The organism is Streptomyces litmocidini, from assembly GCF_014649755.1.
Lineage (GTDB): Bacteria > Actinomycetota > Actinomycetes > Streptomycetales > Streptomycetaceae > Streptomyces > Streptomyces litmocidini.
Map to the genome: position 1 here is coordinate 255863 of NZ_BMTQ01000004.1, position 24683 is coordinate 280545.

Genomic DNA, 24683 nt, shown 5'->3' on the forward strand with positions numbered 1-24683 from the left:
GGGGGGCCTGCCTAGAAGCCCAGCTTCCGCAGCTGCTTCGGATCCCGCTGCCAGTCCTTCGCGACCTTCACGTGCAGGTCGAGGAAGACCGGGGTGCCGAGGAGCGCCTCGATGTGCTTGCGGGACTTCATGCCGACCTCCTTGAGGCGGCTGCCCTTGGGGCCGATGATGATGCCCTTCTGGCTGGGGCGCTCGATGTACACGTTCGCGTGGATGTCGAGGAGCGGCCGGTCGGCCGGGCGGTTCTCGCGCGGGATCATCTCCTCGACGACCACCGCGATCGAGTGCGGCAGCTCGTCCCGTACGCCTTCGAGCGCTGCCTCGCGGATCAGTTCCGCGACCATGACCTGCTCCGGCTCGTCCGTGAGGTCGCCCTCCGGGTAGAGCGGCGGGGACTCCGGCAGGAGCGGGACGAGCAGGTCGGCGACGAGCTGGACCTGCTTGTCGCCGACGGCCGAGACCGGGACGATCTCCTGCCATTCGAAGCCGAGCTCCTTGCCGAGCTGGTCGATCGCGATGAGCTGCTCGGCGAGCGTCTTGGAGTCGACCAGGTCGGTCTTGGTGATGATCGCGACCTTCGGGGTCTTCTTGATCCCGGCGAGTTCCTTGGCGATGAAGCGGTCGCCGGGGCCGAGCTTCTGGTCGGCGGGCAGGCAGAAGCCGATGACGTCGACCTCGGCCCAGGTGGTGCGCACGACGTCGTTGAGCCGCTCGCCGAGGAGGGTGCGCGGCTTGTGGAGGCCGGGGGTGTCGACCAGGATCAGCTGCGCGTCCGGGCGGTGCACGATGCCGCGGACGGTGTGCCGGGTGGTCTGCGGCCGGTTCGAGGTGATGGCCACCTTCTGGCCGACCAGAGCGTTCGTGAGGGTGGACTTGCCCGCGTTGGGGCGGCCGACGAAGCAGGCGAAGCCGGCCCGGTGGACGGCTTCGGTTTCTTGGTTGCGAGCGCTCATGGGGGCCATTGTCCCCGATGAGCGCGCCCGTCACGCACCCAGTGCCCGGCGGCGCCGTATCCGCAGGCCGCAGAACCCGGCCGCGCCGCCCACGACGAGGACCGCGGCGGCGAACCAGGGCAGCGCCAGGAAGGACACGGTGGCGGTCTCCTCCACGTCCTTCGCGGTGACGGTGAGGGTCACGTCGCCCCGGTCGAGCTGCGGGGAGCCGGTCCAGCGCTCGGTGAGCCGGATCTTCTGGTGGGGCAGCAGCTCGGCCGGCACTCCGGCCGGCTCGCGGTCGAGGAGGGTGCGGCCGAAGAGGCCCCGGGCCTTCAGGACGACCTTGGGGTCGAGGGTGACGTTGCCCCGGTTGTGCAGGGTGTACGAGACGAGGGCGCTGCTCGCGCGCGTGCCGGGGACCAGCGGCCGGTCCTGGTCGAGGGTGACGTCCTCGACGGCGAGGGCGGGGACGGTCGGCCCGTTGACCCGGAGGTAGACGCGGGCGCCGACCGCGCGCTGGACGCCGACGGCGACGGAGCCCTTCCCGCCCCGGGCGATCCGCTCGTCGAGGGCGACGAGGGCGCCGGGGTGGTCGCCGGGGTCGGCGTCGGCGGGGACGGTCAGGGTGTAGGGGACGGTGACGGCGGAGCGGGCCGGGACGGTGATCCGGGTCCGCTCGGGCTTGATCCAGGCTCCGGCGCCGGTCTGCTTCTCCTGCCGGGTGCGGACGGCGAAGCCGCCGTCCCGGTCGGTGTTGTGGGCGTCGGCGCCGTACAGCCGGAAGGTGAGCGGGGCGGACGTCTTGTTGGCCACGGTGACGCGGTCGGTGAGCGTGGTGCCGGGATCGGCGGAGAGGTAGAAGTACGGGCGGCCGCCGAGCCGGGAGGCGGCCGGGTAGACGGCCCACTCGCCGTTCTCGGCGGCCGTCGCCCGCGGGAGCGGGCCGAGGATCACGAGGGCGGCGCCACCGAGGACGCTCAGGACGCTCAGGAGGAGTACGTACAGCTTGCGACGCACGGTGCGGCCCCCCGGGGGTGCGGATCGGAGCGGGGAGCGGGCCGGCCGGGTGCGCGCCGGCCCGCGGGACGGTCAGGACAGGGTCAGCGTGAGCACGCCCGCGTACGAGCCGGGCGCGGTGAACGCCGGGACGTCGAGGGAGAGCTGGGCGTCGACGGTGAACTCGCCGCCCGTGAGGGCGCCGTTCGGGGTGGAGGCGAGGGTCGCGCCGCCGCTGCCGACCGGCCCCGCCGAGCCGGCCGCGCAGGCGCTGGGGCTGCCGGCCCTGGCGGTGCAGGCGGGGGTCCAGCTGAGCCTGTCGCCGCCGATGGCGCCGCCGGGTCCGGTGAAGTCGGTGACCTTGCCCGTCAGGGACCAGCCGGCGGGGCCGCCGCGGAAGTCCTTGACGGTCACCGTCTGCAGGGCGCCGGTGGCCGCGCCGCCCGCGCCGAAGTCGACGGAGGACAGCTGGACGGCGTCCCCGGCCTGCGTCATGGACAGTTCGCCGGGCGTGACGGCCGCCGTGATCGTCTGGCTGTTCGGCGGGGCCGGGACGACCACCTTGTACGCGACGGGGCCCGCGCCCTTCTCGGAGTCCCAGGCCGCGCCCTCGTACGCCACGATCCCGGTGGTCGCCGGGTCGTTGACCTTCAGGCGCGCGGCGAAACCGCCCTCGCTGTCGGTCGTGACGGTCATCCGGTCGGCGGTCTCCGCCGCTCCGGCGCGGCCGGCGACGGTGACCTCGGTGAGCGGGGTGAACTTCGAGCCGGTGACGGTGACCCGGACGCCGGGGTCCCCGGAGGCGCCGTCGAGCTGGAGCGCGCGGGTGTTGGGATGGGCCGCGGGGCTCGCGACGACCGTCTCGGAGACCGGGGCGGGCGGGTCGGGCACCGTACAGGGGGTGTCCAGCTCCATGAGGTAGCTGGTGTGGATGTTGTAGTCGCCGGGCGAGAGGGTGATCGATCCCGCCTCGGTGGCGGTGAAGGTGCCCGTCATGGAGAAGGCCGGGAAGGAGCCCTTGCCGGGGACCGGCGGGTTCTTCTTGGGGCCGGTGACGGTGACCGTGCCGGTCTGGGCGCCACCGAGGACCACCTTGCCGCTGGGCGTCATGATGTCGGCCGGGAGCGCGAGGTCGACGGGGTTGGACGCGGCGGGCTTGGTGACGGTGTAGGTCACGGTCACGGTCTCGCCGACCTCGGGGCTGGCCTTGTCGACCGTGATCCGGGCGGTGGTGGTGCCCTCGATGGGCGGGATGCCGGCGATCGGCGGCGGGACGCAGCGGGTCCGGAAGTCCACCGACTGCGAGGTGGCCGTCGCGCCGGCCGGGGCGGCGAGCGCGCCCGTGCCGGCGAGCGCGAGGGCGGTGACGCCGAGGACGGCGGTCCAGCGCCGTCTTCGGGCCGCCGCCCGGGATCGGGTGAGTGCCATGGTGTGCCCCCTCCTGAGGGATGAGTGGGCGCCATTGACGGCTGCGTGCGGAGAGAAGTCAATGGCGTCGAAACACATCGACTGATGACCCATCAGATACTGGCAAGATCGGCGCGTTTCCGTCGTTTCCGCAGGTCACGACAGATCACGACAGAGACCGGTGCCGCCCTGGGCGACACCGGTCCGGGTGGGAACGGGGCTCAGCCGAAGACGAACGGGCCCGGCGACTGCGAGGTCACCGCGTCACAGTTCACCGTGACCCCGAAGATCACCATCTTGAGGGCGACCCCCGCGAAGTACGAGTTGAGGCTGTCGCCCGAGGCCACGGTCCCGCTCAGCGGGCCCATGACGACGGACTGTCCGGCGGCGCGCGCCGGGTTCTTCTTCCCGGTGAAGACCCGGGTGCCGCCGCCGGCCCTGGCCAGCGTCAGGGTCGAGCTGATGGTGTCGGTGCCGACCGCGATCGGCGTGGTGACGGAGGAGCTGACGGTGATGGTCGCGGCGGTGCCGCTCTGCGTGGCCGTGAGGGTGGCGGCGCCACCGCCCCAGCTGCCGCAGTCGTACGTCGCCGTGGCCGAGCCCGGCGCGACGGCGCCGGCCGTCGGGGCGAAGGCGAGTCCGGCGGCGGCGAGCGCCCCGGTGAGTACCGCGACGGTCCCTAAGGTGCTTCTGCTTCTCATGGCGGGTTCGAACCCCTTCCGATACCGAACGCAGGGGTGCGGACACTGCGTGGACGATGGAGATCTGACGGTCCGTCGGACGAACCGCTGTCATTGACGCGCAGACCGCCGGGGAAGGCAAGAGAAGGTGCGGTGATCCTTCACGAACGCAGAAGGACGGTGGAGCCCGGCATGCCGCCGGGCTCCACCGTCCTGTTCCCGCCGCCCGGCTCAGCCCGCCGTGACCGCCGCGCGCAGCTTGCCGTCGGGACCCGCGAGCAGCACCGGGGTCTCCGGGCCGCCCAGGTCCCGTACGGCCGCGCGGTCCTCCTCCGAGGCGGCCTCGGCGCTCGACACCACGGCCGCCGCCTCCAGGGACTCGGCACCGCTGGCCACGGCCATCGCGACCGCGGTCCGCAGGGCGCTCAGCTTGAGCGACTCCAGCTCCACGGTGCCGGCCACATAGGTGCGGCCCGTCTCGTCGCGCACGGCCGCGCCCTCGGGCACGCCGTTGCGGGCGCGGGCGCTCCGCGCAAGGGTGATGATCTTGAGGTCCTCGGCGCCGAGGTCGCCGTGCTCGCTGCTGAGTGTCATGGAGCGAGCATAGGTCGCGGCCCGGGCCGTGCCCGGTCCGGTCTCAGCCCGTGATCGCCCGCGGTCTCAGCCCGCGACCGGCCGGGGGGCCACCGCCGACCGCCCGGGATCAGCCCGCGACCGGGTACATCGCCCCGCGGCGACCCTCCGGCGACACCAGCCACTCCAGCTTCTCGGCCGTGTCCGCCTCGGGGAGGGGGGTGTGCATCACGATGACCAGGTCCGGGCGGGCCGGGACCCTGAGCTGGGTGGCCTCCACGACCAGCGTCCCGACCAGCGGGTGCTCCATCTCCTTGCGGTTCTGGCCGCCCGGCAGGACGTCCCGCCGCTCCCACAGCTCCGCGAACTCCGGGCTGAGCTCCTTGGCCTCCTCGACCACCGCCCGGAAGCCCTCGTCGTCCGGGCACTCGGAGCACGCCGAACGGAACTGCGCGACGACCTTCGGCGCCAGCTCCTCCCAGCGCTTGGACCGCGAGCGGTACAGCGGGTCCGTGAAGAACGCGGTCAGGCAGTTCTGCACGATCTCCTTGCGCATGCCGAGCACGATCGCCGCCGCGTCGTTCCACATCACGGTGTTCCAGTACTGGTCCATGATGTGCGCCGGGAACGGCATCCACGCGTCGATGAGCCGCCGCAGGCCGTGGCACATGTCCAGGTCCTCCGGGGCCGCCTCCAGCGGCGGCGGGTTCAGCGCCGCCAGGACGTACAGATGGCGCCGCTCGGCCGGGCTCAGCCGCAGCACCCGCGCCACCGAGTCGAGGACCTGCGGGGAGACCGTGATGTCCCGGCCCTGCTCCAGCCACTGGTACCAGGAGACCCCGACGCCCGCGAGGACCGCGACCTCCTCGCGGCGCAGGCCCGGCGTGCGACGGCGCGCACCGCCGTCCGGAAGTCCCGCCTCGGCAGGGCTGATCCGGGCCCGACGGCTCATCAGGAACTCGCGCAGTTCGCCGAGTCGGTGCCGCTTCGCGCCGGCACTCTCGAGAGCGGTGGCCACGTGTGCTTCCTCCCCCTGGACGCATGGTGGATGCCTGGTGGTGCGACCAACAGGATAAGTACCCGCTCCCCGGCGTTGTTCCCGTCCGCCGAAGGTGGGGGCATGGCAACGACGACCACCCCGCCCGAGTCCCCCGCCTCCGTCTCCCCCGCCGCCGCCCCGGCCGCTCCCCCGGCCCTCACCGGCCGCGACCGGCTCGTCCTCTTCGTCCTGTGCGCCGCCCAGTTCATGGTGGCCCTCGACTTCTCCGTCCTGAACGTCGCGCTGCCCGTCCTCGGCGCCGACCTGCGCTTCGACCCGTCCGCCCTCCAGTGGGCAGTCACCGCCTTCGCCCTCCCCTCCGGCGGCTTCCTGCTCCTGTTCGGCCGGATCGGCGACCTCTTCGGCCGCAAGAGGCTCTTCCTCTCCGGCCTCGTGCTCTTCGGCGCGGCCTCCCTGCTCGCCACCCTCGCCTGGAGCCCCGGCGCCTTCCTCGCCGGCCGGGCCCTCCAGGGCCTGGGCGCGGCGGCGATCGTGCCGACCGGCATGGCGCTGCTCACCACCGTCTTCCCCGAGGGCCCGCTGCGGGCCAGGGCGCTCGGCATCTCCGGCACCCTGATGTCCCTGGGGTTCACCATCGGCATGGTGCTCGGCGGGGTCATGACCGACACCCTCGGCTGGCGCTCCACGATGGCCCTGCTCGCCGTCTTCACGCTGGTCGTGCTGCCGCTCGCCCCGGGCCTGCTGCCCGAGTCCCGCACCCCCGAGCGGCCCCGCCTCGACGTGCCCGGCGCGATGACCGTCACCGGCGGTCTGCTCTCCCTGATCTACGCCCTGACGACGGCGGCCGAGCGCGGCTTCGGCGGCGTGGACGTCCCGGTCGCCCTCGCCCTGGGCGTGCTGCTGCTCGTGGCCTTCGGCGTGATCGAGTCCCGGCACCCGGCCCCGCTGGTCTCGCTGCCGGTGCTGCGCCGCCGTACCGTCGCCTTCGGCAACCTGGGCGGTCTGGTCACCTTCTCGATGATGTCGACGATCGTCTTCGTCCTGACCCTGTACCTGCAGGAGACCCTCGGCCTCTCGGCCTTCGCCTCCGGCATCGTCTTCGGCGTCCAGGGCGCCTTCTCGATCCTCGCCGGCATGATCACCCCGAAGGTGATCGGCCGCTTCGGCGCCCACCGCACGCTGGTGGTCTCGCTCGTCGGGCAGGGCCTGCTCACCGCCGCGATCCTCGGCGTCGGCCGGGAGTCCGGCGCGGTCCTGGCGACCGTGGCCGTCTCCCTGGCGTCGATGCTGCACCTCGGCGCGATCATCTCGTACGGCGTGACCGTCACCTCCGGCGTCCGCGACGAGGAGCAGGGGCTGGCGACCGGTCTGGTCACCACCACCCAGCAGGTCGGTCTCACGGTCGGCATCCCGCTGCTCGGGGTGCTCGCCACCACCGGCCCGGACCTCTTCGCCGGTGTCCGCACGGTGATCGCCCTGGACGCGGCGATCGTGCTGGGCGCGGCGGCCGTGGTCGCCCTCGGCCTGCGGCGCCGGTCCTGAAACCGGGGCACGGCCTGCCGGGGCCGGACCCGTACGGCCCCGGCCCGTCGGGACCCGGCCCGTCGGGACCCGGCCCGTCGGGACCCGGCCCGTCGGGACCCGGCCCGTACGGCCTCGGCCACGGCCCGCCGGAGCCGTGTCCGTACGGCCCCGGCTACGGCCTGTCGAGGCGGAGCCGTACGGCCTTCGGCAGACCCGCGACCACCAGGTCGTACGAGTCCTCGACGAGCTCCCGGACCATCCGGTCCGGGAGCTCTCCGACGGTCACGGTGTTCCAGTGCCGCTTGTTCATGTGGTACCCGGGAGCGATCGCCGGGTGCTCCTCGCGGAGCCGTACCGCCTCGTCCGGATCGCACTTGAGGTTGACCCGCAGCGGCTCGGCGTCGAGCCACGAGAGCGCGAACATCTTCCCGGCGACCTTGAAGACGGAGGTGTCGGGACCGAACGGGAACTCCTCGGACGCGTCGTTGAAGTCCAGGCAGAGGGTCCGCAGCTCGTCGGGGGTCATTCCGGCTCCTCCTCCGGCTCCAGCGGTTCCACGAGCACGGTGACGATCTTGTTCCGCCGGCCGGCGGAGGCCTCGGCCGTCAGCCGCAGCGAGCGTCCGTCCGGCAGCTCCACGACCGCCCTGGCGCCCGAGATCGGGACCCGGCCGAGGGCCTTGGCGAGCAGACCGCCGACGGTCTCCACGTCCTCGTCGTCGTACTCGTCGGGGCCGAAGCCGTACAGCTCGCCGAGGTCGCCGACGTCGAGGCGGGCGGTGACCCGGTAGCGGTCCTCGCCGAGGTCCTCGACGGGCGGCAGCTCCCGGTCGTACTCGTCGGTGATCTCGCCGACGATCTCCTCGAGGATGTCCTCGATGGTGACGATGCCCGCCGTGCCGCCGTACTCGTCGATGACGACGGCGACGTGGTTGCGCTCCTGCTGCATCTCGCGCAGCAGGTCGCCGGCGTTCTTGGTGTCGGGCACGAAGGCGGCGGGCCGCATCGCGGTGGACACCAGGTCGGCCTCGGAGTCCCGGTTGATGTGGGTCCGGCGGACCAGGTCCTTCAGGTAGACGATGCCGACGATGTCGTCCTCGTTCTCGCCGGTGACCGGTATCCGGGAGAAGCCGGAGCGCAGCGCGAGGGTGAGTGCCTGACGGATCGTCTTGTACCGCTCGATGCAGATGAGGTCGGTCCGGGGCACCATCACCTCGCGGACGAGGGTGTCGCCCAGCTCGAAGACCGAGTGCACCATCCGGCGCTCCTCGTCCTCGATCAGCGACTCCTGCTCGGCGAGGTCGACCATGGCCCGCAGCTCGGCCTCGGAGGCGAAGGGGCCCTTGCGGAAGCCCTTGCCGGGGGTCAGCGCGTTGCCGATGAGGATGAGCAGCTGCGGGATCGGGCCCATGATCCGGGCCAGCGGCAGCAGCACGTACGCGGCGGCGGTCGCCGTGTTCAGCGGGTGCTGGCGGCCGATGGTGCGCGGCGACACGCCGACGGCCACGTACGAGACGAGGACCATCACCACGATGGCGACGAGGAGGGCCTCCCAGGTCTCCGGGAAGGCCTCCAGGCAGGCGTACGTGACGAGGACGCCGGCCGCCATCTCGCAGGCGACGCGGACGAGCAGCGCCACGTTGAGGTAGCGGGTCGGGTCGGCGGCGACCTGGGCGAGCTTCTCCGAGCCGCGCCGCCCGGAGCGGACGGCCTCGGCGGCGCGGAAGCTGGAGACGCGGGCGAGACCGGCCTCGGCGCAGGCGGCGAGCCAGGCGACGACGACCAGCGCGACCGCGCCGAAGATCAGCGAAGCGTCCATCGGGGTCAGGAGACGGTCGGCGCCGGGGACGGGCCGGTGAGCCCCTTCTCCGCGCGCCAGCCGTCGACGATCGCCGCCTGGAGGCCGAACATCTCGGCCTTCTCGTCCGGCTCCTCGTGGTCGTACCCGAGCAGGTGCAGCACGCCGTGGACGGTGAGGAGCTGGAGCTCCTCGTCCATGGAGTGCTGCGTCGGCGCGTCCTTGCCCTGCTGGGTGGCGACCTCGGGGCAGAGCACGATGTCGCCGAGGAGGCCCTGCGGGGGCTCCTCGTCGTCCTTCGACGGCGGGCGCAGCTCGTCCATCGGGAAGGACATGACGTCCGTCGGTCCGGGCAGGTCCATCCACTGGATGTGGAGCTGCTCCATCGCCTCCGCGTCCACGACGATCACCGAGAGCTCGGAGAGGGGGTGGATGCGCATGCGCGCGAGCGCGTAGCGGGCGATGTCGAGGATCGCCTGCTCGTCGACCTCGGTGCCGGACTCGTTGTTGACGTCGATCGACATGTGCTGTTTCTGCTACTTCCCGTTGCGGCTGTCGTACTGCTCGTACGCGTCGACGATACGGCCGACGAGCTTGTGCCGGACGACATCCTGCGACGTGAGCGTCGAGAAGTGCACGTCCTGGACCCCCTCGAGGATGTCCCGGACCTGCCGCAGGCCGCTCTTCGTCCCGTTCGGCAGGTCGACCTGGGTCACGTCACCGGTGATGACGATCTTCGAGTCGAAGCCGAGGCGGGTGAGGAACATCTTCATCTGCTCGGGGTTCGTGTTCTGCGCCTCGTCGAGGATGATGAACGCGTCGTTCAGCGTCCGTCCGCGCATGTACGCGAGCGGCGCGACCTCGATCGTCCCGCTCGCCATGAGCTTGGGGATCGAGTCGGGGTCGAGCATGTCGTGCAGGGCGTCGTAGAGCGGCCGCAGGTACGGGTCGATCTTCTCGTAGAGCGTGCCGGGCAGGAAGCCGAGGCGCTCGCCCGCCTCGACGGCGGGGCGGGTCAGGATGATCCGGGTGACCTGCTTGGACTGCAGGGCCTGGACCGCCTTCGCCATGGCGAGGTAGGTCTTGCCGGTGCCGGCGGGACCGATGCCGAAGACGATCGTGTGCTTGTCGATCGCGTCGACGTACCGCTTCTGGTTGAGCGTCTTGGGGCGGATCGTGCGGCCCCGGCTGGAGAGGATGTTCTGCGTGAGCACCTCGGCGGGGGTCTCCTCGCCGGCCTCCGCCGATCCGTTCTCGCTCGCCCTGAGCATGGCGATCGAGCGTTCCACTGCGTCCTCCGTCATCGGCTGACCGGTGCGGAGCACCAGCATCATCTCGTCGAACAGGCGTTGGATCAGGGCGACTTCCGTCGCGTCTCCGACCGCGCTGACCTGGTTGCCCCGCACGTGGATGTCGGTCTCCGGGAACGACCGCTCGATCACGCGGAGCAGGGCGTCGCCCGAGCCGAGCAGGGTCACCATGGGGTGCTTCGCGGGGACGGTGAAGTGGGCGCGGGCCTGTCCGGGCGCCTCCTCGCGGGGCGCTCCGTCGTGGGCTGTGGGTGTGTGAGTCATGGGCCGGCACTGTGGCCTGCGCATACCTCCCGTTGCGGGGTCCTCGCCGCTCGACGACCTCTCGGCTACCAAGCCTACGACCAGGCGCCGACAAGGCCGTAGCGGTTTACGACTGCGCCGTCCTGAACCCGATCGTCGGCACGGCCCTGCGCAGCGGCCAGGCGCGGGCCGGGGCGGGCAGGAGCCGCTCCAGGAAGGCGTAGCGGCTGCGCAGTGCCTCGGGGTCCTGCCGGGCGTGGCCCTGGACGTGCTGCCACCAGGCGGCGATCTCGTCCCAGGTCGGGGCGGACAGCGAGCCGCCGAACTCCTGCACCGACAGCGCCGCGGTCAGGCCGGCGAAGGCGAGCCGGTCGGCGAGCGGCCAGTCGGCGAGGGTACCGGTGACGAAGCCGGCGACGAAGACGTCCCCCGCGCCGGTCGGGTCGAGGGCGGAGACCTGGATGGCGGGGACCTCGGCGGTCTCGCCGGTGGCGCCGTCGACGGCGTAGGCGCCCTCGGCGCCGAGGGTGACGACGGCGTAGCGGACCTTGTCGGCGAGGGCGCGGGCGGCGGCCCGGGGGCAGTCGGTGCGGGTGTAGCGCATCGCCTCGGCGGCGTTGGGCAGGAAGGCCTCGCAGTGCTGGAGGTCGGTGAGGCCGGCCAGGTCCCAGCGGCCGGTGTCGTCCCAGCCGACGTCGGCGAAGACCTTGGCGCCGCCGCGGGCGGCCTGGGCGACCCACTCCTCGGAGCGGCCGGGCACGAGGGAGGCGACGGCGGCGCGCGCGTGCGGCGGGTAGGCGGGCAGGGCGCCGTCGAGCGGCGGGGCCTCGTGGCCGTGGGAGACCATCGTGCGCTCGCCCTCGTAGGCCATGGACACGGTGACGGGCGAGTGCCAGCCGGGCACGGTCCGGGAGAGCGACAGGTCGATCCCCTCGCCCTGCTCCAGGGCGTCCCAGCAGTACTCGCCGTAGTGGTCGTCGCCGAAGGCGGCGGCGAGCGAGGTGCGGAGCCCGAGCCGGGCGAGCGCGGTGGCCATGTTGGCGACGCCGCCCGGGCTCGATCCCATCCCCCGGGCCCAGGACTCGGTGCCGCGGACGGGCGCGCTGTCCAGGCCGGTGAAGATGATGTCCAGGAAGACGGTGCCGGTCAGGAAGACGTCGCAGGCCGGGTCGGTGGGCTCGCGCAGGCACACCAACGGGTCGACCCCTGCGTCGTGTTGCGGCTGCTCTCCCCTTGCTGTGGTCACGGCAGACTCCCCGGTCGCGGTGCGGACCAGATCAGTGTGCCTGATGGGGGTGGGGGGACGGGCGGGACGCACAGAAGTACGCCCTCTTACCCCCGCACCCGCTCGTCAAACCCTTGGTGACCCGGATCACACGCCGAACCGGCGGAAACCACCTTCTCCGGGCGCCCGCCCGCTTGATACACATGGTGCCGCGACCCCCGTGCCCCGCGCACGCCCCGGGCGCTCCACCCCTCCCCTTCCGTTCCTGGGAACGCCCATGTCCTCGCGGACCCGCGACGGGGCCCTCGTCGCCCTCGTCGCCCTCTTCACCGCCGGCTACCTCGCCCCGTACCTGCTGCCGACCGTCGTCGGCCGCCTCTCCGCCGGACTCGGCCTCACGCCCGCCCAGGCGGGCCTGGTCGGCTCCGTCCTCCTCCTCGGCTCCTCGACCGCCGGCTTCACCCTCGCCGCGCGCGGAGAGCGGACCGGACCGCGCCGCGCCGCCCGCGCCGGCCTGCTCGCGATGGCCGTGGGATACGGTTCCGCCGCCGCGACCGGCCTCGTGCCGCTGGTGGTCGCGGGCGCGGTCCTCGGCGGCCTCGGCTCGGGCACGGCGACGGCGGTGGCCGTGGCGGGGATCGCCGGGCAGCGCGACCCGCACCGCGCCTCGACCCTCGGCCTGCTCTCCGTCTCCGCGGCGGCGGGCGCCCTCTACCTGACCCTTCCGCACCTCGGCGGCGGCCACGCCGCCCCGCTCCTCGCGATCGCCTGCGCGGCGGCCCTGGTGTGGCCGGCCACGGGACGGCTGCCGGACGCCGGGCGTGCGGCACGGGAGGACGCGACGGCCACGCGCGCGGTACGAGGAGCCGCCGCGGCCACGCGCGCGGCACGGGAAGTCACGGCTGCCGCCACGGCCTCCGGCAGGGAGCCCGGGGACACGGCGGCCCCGGGGCCGCTGCCGCACCGGCGCGCCGGTGCCGTGCTCGCCGCAGGCGTCCTGTGCTGGTCCCTCGCGCAGAACGCCCTGTGGGGCGTGAGCGGCCGCATCGGACTCACCCAGGCCGGCCTCTCCGAGGTCACCGTCGGCGCGGTCTTCGCGGCGGCGCTCGGCGCGGGTCTCGTCGGCGTCACGGCGGCGGGCGCGCTCGGCTCGCGCCTGGGCCGGGCGGTCCCGATCGGCGCGGGCACGGTGCTCATCGCGGGCTGCGTGTGGCTGAGCTCGTCCGCCGGGGACCTCGTCGGCTTCGCGACCGGCGAGATCCTGTGGAACACCGTCTACCCGGTCGTCCTGTCCTACCTCCTGGGCCTGGCCGCCTCCCTCGACCCGCGCGGACGCTGGGCCGTCATGGTCGGCTCGGCCTCCTCCCTCGGCGTGGCCTGCGGCCCGGTGACCGGCTCCCTGCTCTCCGACCGCGCGGGCTACCCGGGCATGGGCCTGGTCCTCTGCGCCCTGCTCCTGCTGGTCGCCGCCCCCATGACGGCGGTCGCCCGGCACGCCTCCGGCCGCCCCCTGGTCCCGGGCTCGATCCGCCGGCGCGGCGGGGCGCCCGCGGCGGTGCTCGCGGGACGGGGCCCGGGGACGGCGACCCTGGTCCCCCAGGTGGGGGCGCCGGAGCAGGAGGTCGCCCCGGTCGCGGTCCCGGCGGGACGCCGCCGCATGGCGAAGTCGGCGTTCCGCCTGGCCCGCCCGTCGGACCGGGGCTGAGGCCTCACTCCTGGCCGAACCGCCAGAGGCGGTCGGCGTACGGGCCGCAGGGGTCCTGGGCGACGGGTGCGGTCTCGTGGGCGGCCGCGCCGGGGACGGCGAGGCAGAGCCCGCTGTGGGCGTTCACGATCCGGTAAAGCGGGCGTCCGCCGCCGTCCCTCTTCTGGTACTCGACCCGCCAGAAGTGGTCGGGATGGTCGCCGCAGGGGAACTGGTTGACGCGCATCCCCGCGTCCTCGCTCGCGGCCGGCACGGCCGCGCAGTAGCCGCTGTTGCCGTTCACGATCCGGTAGCGGGTCCGGCCCGCGCCGTCCGTGCCCGCGGCCCTCAGGCGCCAGAAGTGGTCGGGGTACGGGCCGCAGCCGAACTGGTTCAGGTCGACGACGTCGGTCGACGCACCGGGCACCGCGAGGCACAGGCCGCTGTTGCCGTTCACGATCCGCACGAGCGAGCCCACGGGAGGCGCCACGGTGCCGCCGGCGTCCTGCCGGGCGGGCGGCGCGGGCGCATCGGACCGCCGGGCGGGCGGGGCCGTCTCCGGAGCCCCGGTGGGGGCCCGGGTCGGCGACGGCACGGAGGCCGGCGGCGAGGAGCTCGGTGGCGCCGGGGCCGGGGACGTCACGGAGGCCGACGGGGCGGCCGGGGCGGCGGTCGTGGTGGACGGGGCCGCGGGAGGCGCACCCTGGACGGGTGGCGCGCTCCCGCTGCCCGCGCGCTGCGTCTGGGCCAGGACCGTCGCGAGAACACCGGTCAGCGGCACCACGATCCCGACCATCCACCAGGCCCATCGAGGCGGCTGGTAGGAGGGCCGGCCGGCGGCCGCACCCGGTTCCCCGCCCGTGGAGTCCCCCGTGGGACCGGACGCGTCCGACACCCTGCTGCTCCCCCCGCGACGACCGTCGGCGGCCAGTATCGCCGCGCGGGGAGCCCGCGGGGCCGGTACGGCGGAACCCGCGGCACGGATGCGGCGGAAAACCGCCGCTACGCGCCGAACTCGTACGCTTCCACCTCGGCGAGGTACCGCGCCCGCCGCGCCTCGTCGTCCTCCAGGAACGACGCCCGGAAGGAGTTCCGCGCCAGCTCGCGGAGCTGCTCCGGTGCCAGGCCCAGGGCGTCGCGCACCCCGTCGAAGTTGTCGCCCGCGTATCCCCCGAAGTACGCGGGGTCGTCGGAGTTGACGGTGACGAGCAGCCCCGCCGCCATCATGGCGGGGAGCGGATGGTCGGCGAGGGTGTCGACGACGCGGAGCCGGACGTTCGAGAAGGGGCACACCGTCAGCGGGATCCGCTCGCGGGCCAGCCGGTCGACGAGCTCCGGGTCCTCCATGCAGCGCAGCCCGTGGTCGATCCGCTCCACGCCGAGCACGTCGAGCGCCTCGCGGACGTAGGCCGCCGGGCCCTCCTCGCCCGCGTGGGCGACGCGGCGCAGGCCGAGCCTCGCGGCCTCCTCGTACACCTCGCGGAACTTGGCCGGCGGGTGGCCGACCTCCGCCGAGTCCAGCCCGACCCCGGTGATCCGGTGCAGGTACGGCTTCGCGGCGTCCAGGGTCGCGAGCGCCGACTCGGCCGACTCGTCGCGCAGGAAGCACAGGATGAGCCGGGTGGAGATCCCGTACCGCTCCTCGGCGCGGTCGAGGGAGGCGCCGAGGCCCTCGATCACGGTGCCGATCGGCACGCCGCGGGCGGTGTGCGCCTGCGGGTCGAAGAAGATCTCGGCGTGCCGGACGCCCTGGGCCGCGGCCCGCTCCAGATAGGCGTCGGCGAGGTCGGTGAAGTCCTCGGCGGTGCGCAGGACCGCCATCAGGCCGTAGTAGAGGTCCAGGAAGGACTGGAGGTCGCTGAAGCTGTACGCCTCGCGGAGGGCCTCGGTGTCCGCGTACGGCAGGGCGACGCCGTTGCGGGCCGCGAGCGCGAAGGCGAGTTCGGGTTCGAGGGTGCCCTCGATGTGGAGGTGCAGTTCGGCCTTGGGGAGACCGGAGGGGAGGGGCATGTTCACGTTCGTTTCGGTACGGGGACCCTCATGAGGTCCTGGGCAATGCTCAGCTCGCCGTCGAACCCGGCCGCCCGCGCCTGCCGTTCGAAGGCGGCGGGGTCGGAGTAGCGCTGCGAGAAGTGGGTCAGGACGAGGTGCCGGACGCCCGCGTCGCGCGCGACGGCGGCGGCCTGCCCGGCCGTCAGGTGGCCGTGGTCGGTGGCGAGCCGGACGTCCTCGTCGAGGAAGGTCGACTCGATGACGAGCATGTCGGCACCGTCGGCGAGGGCGTGCACCCCGTCGCAGAGCCGGGTGTCCATGACGAAGGCGAAGCGCTGCCCCCGCCGGACCTCGCTGACCTCGTCGAGGGAGACGCCGTTCAGGCCGCCCTCGCGCTGGATCCGGCCGACGTCGGGGCCCTTGATGCCATGCGCGGCGAGCTTCTCGGGCAGCAGGCGGCGCCCGTCGGGCTCGGTGATCCGGTAGCCGTAGGACTCGACGGGGTGGGAGAGCCGGCGGGCGTCCAGGGTGAAGGACCCGGTGACGGCGAGCGGCCCGTCGGCGGCGACGGGCGACTCGATGAGCTTCACGGTCTCGCGGTAGGCCGTGGCGTACCGCAGTCGCTCGAAGAAGTGCTGCCCGCTCGCCGGGTAGTGGGCGGTGACCGGGTGCGGGACCTGGTCGAGGTTGATCCGCTGGATCACCCCGGCCAGGCCGAGCGAGTGGTCGCCGTGGAAGTGCGTGACGCAGATCCGGTCGAGGTCGTGCGCGGCGACCCCGGCCCGCAGCATCTGGCGCTGGGTGCCCTCGCCCGGGTCGAAGAGGATGCCCTTCCCGTCCCAGCGCAGCACGTAGCCGTTGTGGTTGCGGTGCCGGGTCGGGACCTGGCTCGCGGTCCCGAGGACGACCAGTTCACGTACGGACACGGCTTATCCGGGGGGCCAGTTGAGGCCGCGGCCGCCGAGGACGTGCGCGTGGGCGTGGAAGACGGTCTGGCCGGCGCCGGCACCGGTGTTGAGGACGATCCGGTAGCCGCTGTCGTCGATCTTCTCCTGCGCGGCGACCTCACCGGCCTCGCGCAGGACGTCGGCGGCGACGGTCGGCGCGGCGGCGGCCAGCGACGCGGCGTCGGGGTGGTGCAGGCGCGGGATCACGAGGACGTGCGTGGGCGCCTGCGGGTTGATGTCGCGGAACGCGACGGTGGTCTCCGTCTCGCGCACGATCGTCGCCGGCACCTCCTTTGCCACGATCTTGCAGAACAGGCAGTCGCTCTGCGGCTCTCCGGCCATGTCCCGGACCTCCTCGGTCTGATGCCGACCACTGACCATGTGCTGGCCGTGCCGTGACGATCAACTGTCCGGTCATGCTATCCGCCGCCTCCGACAGCCGCCGGAAAAGCCCCGGCCGGAGGCCTCAGTCCTTCGGCGCGCGGCGGTTGAGCGCCGAGCGGCTCACCCAGTACGTGACGACCACGCCCCAGAACAGGGGCGTGCCGAATCCGCCCACCACGCCCGGGTCGAAGGACCAGAGGGCGAGCGAGAGGAGCGAGTAGAGGCCGAGGAGCCCGACCGCCCCCGCCATGAACAGCACGGGCCGGCAGCCGCGGGCCACGAGGAGCAGGGGCCGGCGCAGCCGGGGCGGCACCCGGCGGGCCATCCACACCCCCCACCCAGCCCAGGCGCCGAGGACCACGGCCCCGCCGACCAGGAGCGGGACGGCCGCGTCCGCCAGGGCCGCGCCCTCGGGGACCGCGGCGTGGGCGACGGCGGAGGCCAGGAAGCCGACGAGGGCGACCCAACGGGCCCCGGCGGCGGTGTTCCAGGCCATCGCCTCCAGGTTGTAGCGGGCCTTGCGGTCCTGGAGGTCGAGCGCGGCGGAGGCGACGAAGCCCTCGGCGGCCTGCGTCCAGGCCCCGCGCCGGAACCAGCGGCGGCGCAGCCGCAGCAGCGAGAGGTTGTTGTGGGCCTCGCTGCTCTGCGGGTTGAGCCGCAGGGTCGTCTCGTACGCCCGCTGCGCGGTGGCGTGGTCGCCGCGCCGCTGGGCGGTGAGGCCGACCAGGAAGTGGGCCGCGTCCTCCTCGGGGGCGAGGCCGACGGCGGTCCGCGCCGCCTCGTACGCCTCGACGGTGCGCGCGGGCGTGCGCGCGTGTTCGGCGTGCTCGGCGAGGGCGGTGCCGAGCGCGTAGTGGGTGCCCCAGTGGTTCGGGGCGAGTGCGACGGCGTGCCGGGCGGTGGCCTCGGCCTCCTGGAACCGCCGGTCGGCGAGCAGGACGTGAACCCGCATCAGCCAGCCCCCGAGCAGCTCCGGTTCGGCCCGCAGCGCCTGGTCGACGGCGGTGAGGGCGGCGGCCCGGTCACCGGCCCGGTGGTGGCAGCGGGCGAGCAGGACGAGCGCCTCGGCATCCTCCGGTTCGCTCGCGAGGTGCCGGGCGACGAGTTCGCCGGCCTGTGCGTACCGTCCGGTCTCGTAGAGCGCCTCGGCGCGGGCGAGCGCGGTGGAGGCGGTCACAGCTTGCGCTTCCGCTTGAGGTGGGCGAGGAGGTCGTCGTAGAGGCCGCCCTCGTTGGCGAACATGGCGACGTTCCGGGCGGCGGCGAACCACGGCTCCGTGGACGGCTTGATCTGCTTGGCCGCGCCGAGCAGGTCCTTGGTGGTGATCAGGCGTACGGAGCCGGTGCGGGCGGAGTCGAGGAGCGCGGCCTCGGCGGCCGTCTCGCAGACGTGTGCGAGGTCCGCGCCGGAGAAGTCCTCGGTGGCCCTGACGAGCTTGCCGAGGTCGACGGCCTCGATGGGGCGCTCCCGCAGGTGGTAGCGGAGGATCGACTCCCGGGCGGCGGCGTCCGGCGGCAGCACGAGCAGCGTGCGGTCGAGGCGGCCCGGGCGGCGCAGCGCGATGTCCACGTCCCAGGGCACGTTGGTGGCGGCGAGGACGAAGACGCCCTCGTTGCCGGCGCCGCTCGCGATGCCGTCGAGCTCGGTGAGGAGCTGGTTGACGACGTTGCGCAGGCCGCTGTGGTGGGTGCGCGAGCGCTTGGCGCCGAGGGCGTCCAGCTCGTCGAGGAAGACGACGCAGGGCGCCTGGCGGCGGGCGGTCTCGAAGATGTCGTGGATGTTCTTCTCGGAGGCCCCGATCCACATGTCGAGGACGTCGGAGAGCGAGACGGTGAGGAAGTTCGCGCCGAGCTCGCCCGCGACGGCCCGCGCGATGAACGTCTTGCCGCAGCCGGGCGGGCCGTAGAGGAGGAGGCCGCCGCGCAGCGACTTGCCGTACAGCCTGCGCAGTTCGGGGTTGCGCATGGGCGCGAGGAAGGCGGCCTCCAGGCGCTCCTTGACCTCGTCCATGCCGCCGACGTCGGCGAGGCGCACGGCCCCGGGGGCGTCGACGTCCCAGGCGGCGGCGTCCCCGGCGGTCCCGTCGCCGCCGTCGGCCTGCGGGGCGTCCAGGAACCGGGGCCCGACGAGGTCCTGGACCTGCTGCTCGGCGGCGTCCCAGTCGAAGGAGGGGGCGGCGGGCTCCGCGGTGACCGGGGCGGGCTCTTCCGGAGCCGGGGCGGGCGCGACGGGCTTCCCGGGGACCGGGGCGGGCTTCTCGGAGGCCGGCGCGACGGCCTGGGGCATCCCCATCGCCCGGACCATCAGCGCGCGGGCGTCGGCGTCCCCCGGCGCGTGCTGGAGCGCCACGGCCGCCTCCGCGACGGCCTCGTCGTGGCGCCCCTCCGCGAGGAGGAGCTCGGCGAAGTGGAGGCGCAGGGGCACGTCACCGGGGGCGGCGGCCACGGCGGCGCGCAGACTGCGGATGAGGGGGGACTCGTCGGCCATGCGGGTCAGCCTAAGGAGCACCGGGGGGCCGCCGTCCACCGGGTTCCGTCCGTACACTGCGCCGCATGAGACGGGACCGCGCACCGCGCAGGCTGACGGTGGACGGCACGGTGTGGCTCTGGCTGATCCGGCACGTGCACCCCGACTGCCGGACCGTGCTCTCGCTGCGCCGAGCGGAGCACCGCCACGCACAGCTCCGGCTGGTCTTCCGCGACGGTCCGGGCCGCATCGTGGCGGGCTACCCCTTCGGGCGGGGCGACGTGGCCTCGGCCGAAGGCGACGTCCTGAACCTGAACGAGCCCGGTGTCGTACGCCGCTTCCTGGAGGAGGCCGCGGCCCGGGGCCTCCTCCCCACCGCCCACGGCGTCCGCGAGGAGGACGCCTGGCCCCTCTACGACGCCCTGGCGGCTCCCACCCCGACGGCTCCCGCGGAGGACTAGCTCCAGCGGCCCGTCCGGCCCAGGACCAGGGCCGTCGCCGCCGTGCCGGCCGTGGAGGTGCGCAGGACGCTGCGGCCGAGGCGGTACGGCTTCGCCCCGGCGGCCTCGAAGGCGGCGAGCTCGTCCGGGGAGACCCCGCCCTCGGGACCGACGATCAGCACGATCGAGCCCCTGGCCGGGAGCTCGGCGGTGGCGAGCGTCCCACTGGGGTGGTCGCGGTCCTCGTGCAGGACGGCCGCGAAGTCGACGTCCGCGAGGAGGGCGGCGACCTGCTTGGTCGTCATGAGGTCGGCGACCTCGGGGAAGCGGGTCCGGCGCGACTGCTTGCCGGCCTCGCGCGCGGTGGACCGCCACTTGGCGAGCGCCTTGAGGCCCCGGTCGCCCTTCCACTGGGTGATGCAGCGGGAGGCGGCCCACGGCACGATCGCGTCCACTCCGGTCTCCGTCATGGTCTCGACGGCGAGTTCGCCCCGGTCGCCCTTGGGGAGGGCCTGGACGACCGTGACGCGCGGCTCCTCCTCGGGGTCCTCGTGGACCTCGTCGACCCGCACCGTGAGTTCGTCCCTGCCCTCGGCGGAGACCACCACGCACTCGGCCCAGCGGCCCCGCCCGTCGGCGAGGACCAGGTCCTCCCCGGCGCGCAGCCGCTTCACGGAGACGGCGTGCCGCCCCTCGGGCCCGTCCAGGAGGAAACTCCCGGCACCGGGGACGGTGTCGACGACGAAGACGGGTGCGGTCATGAGGCGCTCCTGGGGGCCGGCGCGGAGAGGGCGGTGTCGAGTTCGGCGGCCAGCACCTCGACCAGCTGCCCGGCGGGGAGCTCCCGGGCGAGGCGGTGGCCCTGACCGGCCCACAGGGCCATGCCCTGGGCGTCGCCGGCGGCGGCGGCGGCCTTGCGGAGCGGGGCGGTGAGGTGGTGGATCTCGGGGTAGGCGGCGGGGGCGTACGGCCCGTGCTCGCGCATGAAGCGGTTGACGAGGCCGCGCGCCGGGCGCCCGGAGAAGGCCCGGGTGAGGGCGGTCCGGGTGAACAGCGGGTCCGTCAGGGCCTGCTTGTGCAGCGGGTGGGCGCCCGACTCGGGGCAGGGGAGGAAGGCGGTGCCGAGCTGGGCGGCGTCGGCCCCGGCGGCGAGGACGGCCGCGATCTGCGCGCCGCGCATGATGCCGCCGGCGGCGACGATCGGCAGCGCGACGGCCTCCCGGACCTGGGTGACGAGGGTGAGGAGACCGGTGCCGGGGGCGCCTTCGTCGGCCGGGTCGTCGCGGTACGTGCCCTGGTGGCCGCCGGCCTCGACGCCCTGGACGCAGACGGCGTCGGCGCCGGCCCGCTGTGCGGCGAGGGCCTCGTCGGCGGAGGTGACGGTGACGATCGTGTACGTGCCGACGCGGTCGAAGGCGTGGAAGGTCTCCTTCGCGGGACAGCCGAAGGTGAAGGAGACGACGGGGACCGGGTCCTCCAGGAGGATGGCCAGCTTGGCGTCGTAGGCGTCGTCGCGGGAGTCGTCGGTCTCACCGAGCGGGGTGTCGTACCAGGTGGCCTCGCCCGCGAGCTGGTGGCGGTAGACCTCGACGGCGGCGGGGTCGGCGGGCCGCCCGTCCTGCGGCATGAAGAGGTTGACCCCGAAGGGGCGCGCGGTGAGCCCGCGCACCCGCTTGATCTCCTGGTACAGGCCTCCGGCCGTCTTGTACCCGGCGGCGAGGAAGCCGAGCGCCCCGGCCTCGCAGACGGCTCCGACGAGCTCGGGACAGGAGGCGCCACCCGCCATGGGGGCCTGCACGATCGGAAACCGAGAGAGATCGTTCAGTGCGGTGGTGGACATATGGGCATCGTGTCATGCCGACGGGACGGGTACGGAAAGGGGCGGTATCCACGGATGGATACCGCCCCTTTCCGTACAGACCGGCCTACCGCCCGTTGAACGCGTCCTTCAGCCGCGAGAACAACCCCTGCTGCCCGGGCTGACCCGGGGGGCGACCCCCGGACCCCCGGCCGGGCGCCTACCGCCCGTTGAACGCGTCCTTCAGCCGCGAGAACAACCCCTGCTGCCCGGGCTGGAACTGCCCCGTGGGCCGTTCCTCGCCGCGCAGCTTGGCCAGTTCGCGCAGGAGGCGCTCCTGCTCCGCGTCGAGCTTGCTCGGGGTCGTCACCTCGACGTGCACGATCAGGTCGCCCCGGCCGTTGCCCCGCAGGTGCGTGACGCCGCGCCCGTGCAGCGGGATCGACTGGCCGGACTGCGTGCCCGGGCGGATGTCGATCTCCTCGACGCCGTCGAGGGTCTGCAGCGGCACCTTGGTGCCGAGGGCGCCCGCCGTCATCGGGATGGTGACCGTGCAGTGCAGGTCGTCGCCGCGCCGCTGGAAGACCTCGTGCGGGGTCTCGTGGATCTCGACGTACAGGTCGCCGGCGGGGCCGCCGCCGGGGCCGACCTCGCCCTCGCCCGCGAGCTGGATGCGGGTGCCGTTGTCGACACCGGCCGGGATCTTGACCGTGAGGGTGCGGCGGGACCGCACGCGGCCGTCGCCGGCGCACTCGGGGCACGGGGTCGGGACGACCGTGCCGAAGCCCTGGCACTGCGGGCAGGGGCGGGAGGTCATGACCTGGCCGAGGAAGGACCGGGTGACCTGGGAGACCTCGCCGCGGCCGCGGCACATGTCACAGGTCTGCGCGGAGGTGCCGGGCGCGGCGCCCTCGCCCGAACAGGTGGTGCAGACGACGGCCGTGTCGACCTGGATGTCCTTGGTGGTGCCGAAGGCCGCCTCGTTGAGGTCGATCTCCAGGCGGATCATGGCGTCCTGGCCGCGGCGGGTGCGCGAGCGCGGGCCGCGCTGCGAGGCCGTGCCGAAGAAGGCGTCCATGATGTCGGAGAAGTTGCCGAAGCCGCCCGCTCCGAAGCCGCCGCCCGCGCCACCGCCGCCGGAGGCCGAGAGCGGGTCGCCGCCGAGGTCGTAGACCTGCTTCTTCTGCGGGTCCGAGAGGACCTCGTAGGCGGCGTTGATCTCCTTGAAGCGCTCCTGCGTCTTCGGATCGGGATTGACGTCCGGGTGCAGCTCGCGCGCGAGCCTCCGGAAAGCCTTCTTGATCTCGTCCTGGGACGCGTCGCGGCGCACGCCGAGTACGGCGTAGTAGTCCGTGGCCACTTACGACTCCGCCAGGATCTGTCCGACGTAACGTGCCACTGCGCGTACCGCTCCCATCGTTCCGGGGTAGTCCATGCGGGTCGGTCCGACCACGCCGAGTTTGGCGACTGCCTCGCCGCCCGAACCGTAGCCGACCGAGACGACGGACGTGGAGCTCAGCCCCTCGTGGGCGTTCTCGTGCCCGATGCGTACGGTCATGCCCGATTCCTTGGCCTCGCCGAGCAGCTTGAGGAGCACGACCTGCTCCTCCAGAGCCTCCAGGACGGGCCTGATCATCAGGGGGAAGTCGTGTCCGAAGCGGGCGAGATTGGCGGTGCCGCCGATCATCAGCCGCTCCTCGTGCTCCTCGACGAGGGTTTCGAGGAGGGTCGCGAGCACGGTCGTGACCGTGGCTCGGTCCTCGGCCTCCTCGAAGGACTCGGGGAGGTCCTGCACCAGCTGCGGCACGTCGGCGAACCGGCGGCCGACGACCCGGCTGTTGAGCCGGGCCCTCAGGTCGGCGAGCGAGGTCTCGCCGAAGGGCGCGGGACAGTCGACGACGCGCTGCTCGACCCGGCCGGTGTCCGTGATGAGGACGAGCATCAGGCGGGCGGGGGCCAGCGAGAGCAGCTCCACGTGCCGGACGGTCGAGCGGGTCAGCGAGGGGTACTGGACGACGGCGACCTGGCGGGTCAGCTGGGCCAGCAGCCGTACCGTACGCCCGACGACGTCGTCGAGGTCGACGGCTCCGTCGAGGAAGTTGTGGATGGCCCGCCGCTCGGGCGTCGACAACGGCTTGACGCCGGCGAGCCGGTCGACGAAGAGGCGGTAGCCCTTGTCGGTGGGAATGCGACCGGCGCTCGTGTGGGGCTGGGCGATGTACCCCTCCTCCTCGAGCACGGCCATGTCGTTGCGGACGGTGGCGGGCGACACGCCGAGCTTGTGGCGCTCGGTGAGCGCCTTGGAGCCGACCGGCTCCTCCGTCCCGACGTAGTCCTGGACGATGGCGCGCAGGACCTCGAGTCTGCGTTCGCTGAGCATCGTGCGCACCTCCAGCTGGCGTCGTCGTTCCGGTTGCTCCGCTTTTGGCACTCGCCCTGTCCGAGTGCCAGCGATCCCCGGCCAGTGTACGGCGGCGGGCATCGCTCCTGGCAAGGAGGCGGCGCCCGCACCGGTTAGCGTCGCTCCATGGAGACGGATTGGGAAGCGTACGGATGGGAGCGGCTCGCGGACGGGGTGGGCCGGCGACGGCTGCCCGGCTGGGACGCCACGGTGGGGCTCGTCCTGGGCACACGGGCGGTTCTGCTCTACGACACGGGGTCCACGCTCGCGGAGGGCGCCGAGCTGCGGGAGCAGGTGGCCGCGCTCACGGGAGGCCGAAAGGTGACGCACGTCGCACTCAGCCACCCCCACTTCGACCACGTCCTCGGCACGGCGGCCTTCGCCGGGGCGGAGGTCTTCGGCGCGGTGGGCTCGGACGACCTCATGAACGGGGCCAGGGCCCGGAAGGAGCTGTACGGGGACGCGGTGCGCCAGGGGGTCGATCCGCGGGCGGCGGCGGAGGCGACGGACGCCCTGGTGGCCCCCCGGCACGTGGTCACGGGCGAGTGGACGCTCGACCTGGGCGGCCGCCAGGTCCTCCTGGCGAACGTGGGCCCCGGCCACACGGGCCACGACCTGGCGCTCTGCGTCCCGGGCTCGCGCGAGGTCGTCTTCTGCGGGGACCTGGTGGAGGAGTCGGGGGAGCCGCAGGCGGGCCCGGACGCGATCCCGTCCCGCTGGCCGGACGCCCTGGACCGGCTGCTCGCCCTGGGGGGCGAGGACGCGGCGTACGTACCGGGGCACGGGGCCGTGGTGGACGCCGCGTTCGTCCGGGCGCAGCGCGGTGAACTGGCACGCCGCTTCGGCGTGGCATAACGTCGCCCGAATGCGCGGCCGTGCAC

At 73.7% G+C, this 24683-nt stretch carries 26 protein-coding genes; 5 read left to right on the forward strand and 21 right to left on the reverse strand.

The annotated features are described in order from the left end of the window. Positions 1–11: 11 nt before the first annotated feature. The 6 genes from era to IE180_RS10800 all read right to left on the reverse strand — a co-directional run bounded on the left by era (position 12) and on the right by IE180_RS10800 (position 5543). Entirely contained in the window at positions 12–962 is a 951-nt protein-coding gene (gene era, locus IE180_RS10775; protein ID WP_373302723.1) for a GTPase Era, read from the reverse strand. A 21-nt stretch (positions 963–983) separates the two neighbouring features. Next, positions 984–1952 carry a WxL protein peptidoglycan domain-containing protein gene (locus tag IE180_RS10780; protein WP_190156594.1) on the reverse strand — a complete coding sequence of 323 codons (969 nt, stop codon included), beginning with the start codon at positions 1950–1952 and terminating at the stop codon, positions 984–986. Between the two features lie 72 nt (positions 1953–2024). Continuing rightward, positions 2025–3359 carry a beta-xylosidase gene (locus tag IE180_RS10785; RefSeq protein WP_190156595.1) on the reverse strand — a complete coding sequence of 445 codons (1335 nt, stop codon included), beginning with the start codon at positions 3357–3359 and terminating at the stop codon, positions 2025–2027. A 200-nt stretch (positions 3360–3559) separates the two neighbouring features. Next, complete coding sequence (locus IE180_RS10790; RefSeq protein ID WP_190156596.1) at positions 3560–4039, reverse strand: hypothetical protein; 480 nt, start codon at positions 4037–4039, stop codon at positions 3560–3562. Positions 4040–4249: 210 nt separating this feature from the next. Further along, positions 4250–4612, reverse strand: coding sequence for a cytidine deaminase-like protein (locus IE180_RS10795; RefSeq protein ID WP_190156597.1), 363 nt, complete (start codon positions 4610–4612; stop codon positions 4250–4252). A gap of 109 nt (positions 4613–4721) precedes the next feature. Next, positions 4722–5543 (reverse strand): helix-turn-helix transcriptional regulator, encoded by an 822-nt coding sequence (locus tag IE180_RS10800; protein WP_373302739.1) that lies wholly within the window; start codon positions 5541–5543, stop codon positions 4722–4724. A 168-nt stretch (positions 5544–5711) separates the two neighbouring features. On the opposite strand from IE180_RS10800, the gene IE180_RS10805 reads away from it, so the two are divergent. Next, positions 5712–7133 (forward strand): MFS transporter, encoded by a 1422-nt coding sequence (locus IE180_RS10805; protein WP_190156599.1) that lies wholly within the window; start codon positions 5712–5714, stop codon positions 7131–7133. Between the two features lie 154 nt (positions 7134–7287). Here IE180_RS10805 and IE180_RS10810 read toward each other — a convergent pair whose 3' ends face one another. From IE180_RS10810 to IE180_RS10830, 5 genes are all read right to left on the reverse strand, one after another. Further along, positions 7288–7641 carry an MmcQ/YjbR family DNA-binding protein gene (locus IE180_RS10810; RefSeq protein WP_190156600.1) on the reverse strand — a complete coding sequence of 118 codons (354 nt, stop codon included), beginning with the start codon at positions 7639–7641 and terminating at the stop codon, positions 7288–7290. Then, positions 7638–8933 (reverse strand): hemolysin family protein, encoded by a 1296-nt coding sequence (locus IE180_RS10815; protein ID WP_190156601.1) that lies wholly within the window; start codon positions 8931–8933, stop codon positions 7638–7640. Before IE180_RS10815 ends, IE180_RS10810 begins: the two co-directional genes overlap by 4 nt. 5 nt (positions 8934–8938) lie before the next feature. Beyond that, a complete protein-coding gene (ybeY, locus tag IE180_RS10820; RefSeq protein WP_041129173.1) occupies positions 8939–9436 on the reverse strand; it encodes an rRNA maturation RNase YbeY in 498 nt (165 codons plus the stop codon). Between the two features lie 12 nt (positions 9437–9448). Beyond that, positions 9449–10486 (reverse strand): PhoH family protein, encoded by a 1038-nt coding sequence (locus tag IE180_RS10825; protein WP_190156602.1) that lies wholly within the window; start codon positions 10484–10486, stop codon positions 9449–9451. 106 nt (positions 10487–10592) lie between these two features. Further along, complete coding sequence (locus tag IE180_RS10830; protein ID WP_190156603.1) at positions 10593–11711, reverse strand: carbohydrate kinase family protein; 1119 nt, start codon at positions 11709–11711, stop codon at positions 10593–10595. 256 nt (positions 11712–11967) lie between these two features. On the opposite strand from IE180_RS10830, the gene IE180_RS10835 reads away from it, so the two are divergent. After that, positions 11968–13395, forward strand: a complete 1428-nt coding sequence (locus IE180_RS10835; RefSeq protein WP_190156604.1) for an MFS transporter — start codon at positions 11968–11970, stop codon at positions 13393–13395. Positions 13396–13399: 4 nt separating this feature from the next. On the opposite strand, the gene IE180_RS10840 is transcribed toward IE180_RS10835, so the two are convergent. After that, positions 13400–13864 carry an RICIN domain-containing protein gene (locus IE180_RS10840; protein WP_190156605.1) on the reverse strand — a complete coding sequence of 155 codons (465 nt, stop codon included), beginning with the start codon at positions 13862–13864 and terminating at the stop codon, positions 13400–13402. A 79-nt stretch (positions 13865–13943) separates the two neighbouring features. Between IE180_RS10840 and IE180_RS10845 the strand changes: the two genes are divergently transcribed. Further along, entirely contained in the window at positions 13944–14198 is a 255-nt protein-coding gene (locus tag IE180_RS10845; RefSeq protein ID WP_190156606.1) for a hypothetical protein, read from the forward strand. Between the two features lie 178 nt (positions 14199–14376). Here the strand turns inward: IE180_RS10845 and IE180_RS10850 are convergent, their stop codons facing one another. From IE180_RS10850 to IE180_RS10870, 5 genes are all read right to left on the reverse strand, one after another. Beyond that, complete coding sequence (locus IE180_RS10850) at positions 14377–15384, reverse strand: adenosine deaminase (RefSeq protein ID WP_190156856.1); 1008 nt, start codon at positions 15382–15384, stop codon at positions 14377–14379. Between the two features lie 2 nt (positions 15385–15386). After that, the gene (locus IE180_RS10855) at positions 15387–16292 is read right to left on the reverse strand and encodes a ribonuclease Z (RefSeq protein ID WP_190156607.1); all 906 of its coding nucleotides are present in this window, start codon (positions 16290–16292) and stop codon (positions 15387–15389) included. A gap of 3 nt (positions 16293–16295) precedes the next feature. Continuing rightward, on the reverse strand, positions 16296–16655 hold the full coding sequence (locus IE180_RS10860) for a histidine triad nucleotide-binding protein (RefSeq protein ID WP_190156608.1): 360 nt from the start codon (positions 16653–16655) through the stop codon (positions 16296–16298). A 124-nt stretch (positions 16656–16779) separates the two neighbouring features. Beyond that, entirely contained in the window at positions 16780–17874 is a 1095-nt protein-coding gene (locus IE180_RS10865) for a tetratricopeptide repeat protein (RefSeq protein ID WP_190156609.1), read from the reverse strand. Further along, positions 17871–19184 (reverse strand): ATP-binding protein, encoded by a 1314-nt coding sequence (locus tag IE180_RS10870; RefSeq protein WP_190156610.1) that lies wholly within the window; start codon positions 19182–19184, stop codon positions 17871–17873. The genes IE180_RS10865 and IE180_RS10870 overlap by 4 nt, the downstream gene beginning before the upstream one ends. Positions 19185–19249: 65 nt before the next feature. On the opposite strand from IE180_RS10870, the gene IE180_RS10875 reads away from it, so the two are divergent. After that, positions 19250–19624 (forward strand): hypothetical protein, encoded by a 375-nt coding sequence (locus IE180_RS10875; RefSeq protein WP_229860428.1) that lies wholly within the window; start codon positions 19250–19252, stop codon positions 19622–19624. On the opposite strand, the gene IE180_RS10880 is transcribed toward IE180_RS10875, so the two are convergent. From IE180_RS10880 to hrcA, 4 genes are all read right to left on the reverse strand, one after another. Further along, positions 19621–20364, reverse strand: a complete 744-nt coding sequence (locus IE180_RS10880) for a 16S rRNA (uracil(1498)-N(3))-methyltransferase (RefSeq protein WP_190156611.1) — start codon at positions 20362–20364, stop codon at positions 19621–19623. The genes IE180_RS10875 and IE180_RS10880 overlap by 4 nt on opposite strands. Then, the gene (locus IE180_RS10885) at positions 20361–21443 is read right to left on the reverse strand and encodes a nitronate monooxygenase (RefSeq protein WP_190156612.1); all 1083 of its coding nucleotides are present in this window, start codon (positions 21441–21443) and stop codon (positions 20361–20363) included. The genes IE180_RS10880 and IE180_RS10885 overlap by 4 nt, the downstream gene beginning before the upstream one ends. Positions 21444–21621: 178 nt before the next feature. Beyond that, complete coding sequence (gene dnaJ, locus IE180_RS10890; protein WP_093876158.1) at positions 21622–22761, reverse strand: molecular chaperone DnaJ; 1140 nt, start codon at positions 22759–22761, stop codon at positions 21622–21624. Next, on the reverse strand, positions 22762–23781 hold the full coding sequence (gene hrcA, locus IE180_RS10895) for a heat-inducible transcriptional repressor HrcA (RefSeq protein ID WP_190156613.1): 1020 nt from the start codon (positions 23779–23781) through the stop codon (positions 22762–22764). Positions 23782–23928: 147 nt separating this feature from the next. Here hrcA and IE180_RS10900 point away from each other — a divergent pair, with 147 nt between their 5' ends. Then, a complete protein-coding gene (locus tag IE180_RS10900; protein ID WP_190156614.1) occupies positions 23929–24657 on the forward strand; it encodes an MBL fold metallo-hydrolase in 729 nt (242 codons plus the stop codon). Positions 24658–24683: the final 26 nt, after the last annotated feature.